The organism is Marinobacter sp. EhC06, from assembly GCF_001650915.1.
GTDB lineage: Bacteria > Pseudomonadota > Gammaproteobacteria > Pseudomonadales > Oleiphilaceae > Marinobacter.
This window is the reverse complement of the sequence record NZ_LXYO01000022.1, coordinates 1-1,326: the sequence shown is the minus strand read 5'-3', so window position 1 is coordinate 1,326 and position 1,326 is coordinate 1. Positions and strand designations below refer to the sequence as shown.

General features: G+C 53.3%; 1 protein-coding gene. It reads right to left on the bottom strand.

The window, feature by feature from the left end; translation table 11 throughout:
• Positions 1 to 36: 36 nt before the first annotated feature.
• Positions 37 to 1,251 carry an IS256 family transposase gene (locus A8B84_RS09965; RefSeq protein WP_064228495.1) on the bottom strand — a complete coding sequence of 405 codons (1,215 nt, stop codon included), beginning with the start codon at positions 1,249 to 1,251 and terminating at the stop codon, positions 37 to 39.
• Positions 1,252 to 1,326: the final 75 nt, after the last annotated feature.

Genomic DNA, 1,326 nt, shown 5'->3' with positions numbered 1-1,326 from the left:
GAGCCTGTAAATAAATCTGTGTAACTGCCCACCTCACTATAGGTGACCGTCTAGGCGGTCACCGAATTCGATAATAAAGCGATTCAGTGCAGGCTTCCAATCCCGGATCGGCATGGTCCATTTCTTTGATGCTTGCTGGATCGCCAGGAACGCCACCTTCAGCGCTGCATCATCACTGGGGAACAGCTTCCGGCGCTTGGTTGCTTTGCGGATTACGCTATTCAGTGACTCGATGGCATTGGTGGTGTAGATCACCTTCCGGATGGCCGGTGGATAGTCGAACAGCGTTATCAGGTTGTCCCAATGGTTGTACCAGGACCTGGCGATTTGCGGGTATTGGCCGTCCCAGCGCTCTGCAAAGTCATCCAGCGCTGTTCGTGCCTCTTGTTCGGTGGCCGATTTATATATTTGCTTCAGGTCTGCTGTGACAGCCCTGTAGTCCTTCCAGGACACATACCGCAGCGAGTTACGAACCATGTGCACGATGCAGAGCTGGACCTTGGTCTGAGGGTATTCCGCCGCAATGGCATCCGGGAATCCCTTGAGGCCGTCCACACAGGCGATCAGGATGTCCTCCAGACCACGATTCTTCAGTTCGGTGAGTACCGACAGCCAGAACTTTGCGCCCTCGGTCTCGGCAAGCCACAGGCCCAGCAGCTCCTTCTGGCCTTCCATGTTGATGCCCAGAGCCAGGTATAAGGACTTGTTGATCACCCTCTTGTCCTGACGGATTTTCAGAACGATGCAATCCAGATAAACAATAGGGTAAATCGGATCGACAGGGCGATTCTGCCACTCGTGAACCTGATCGATTACGCGCTCAGTCACCTTGGAAACGAGCGTTGCCGAGATGTCCGCGTCGTACATCTCTTTGAAGGCGTCCACGATGTCTCGTGTGCTCAATCCCTTGGCATACAGTGCCAGAATTTGATCATCCATTTGGGTCAGCCTGGACTGTCCCTTACGGACGAACTGAGGCTCGAAAGAGCCGTCCCGGTCACGGGGTGACTCGATTGGTACTTCGCCATGCTGACCTTTTAGGCGTTTGGCAGAGTAGCCATTACGACTGTTGCCGGTACCACGACCTGCCGGGGCATGCTTCTCATAACCGAGGTGCTCATCCAGTTCGGCATTGAGTGCTGTTTCAACGGTGAGTTTTACGAGTTGCTGAGTGAGGGCTCCGAGGTCTTTCTCGGACTTGATATCTTTGGCCAGTTCTGCGGCCAGGGCTTTGAGTTTTTCTTGATCCACTTGTGTACCCACGATGGTATCCTTTTGAAAAGATTACTCAGTCGTGGGCAGTTACACAATTTGGTTTACAGGCTC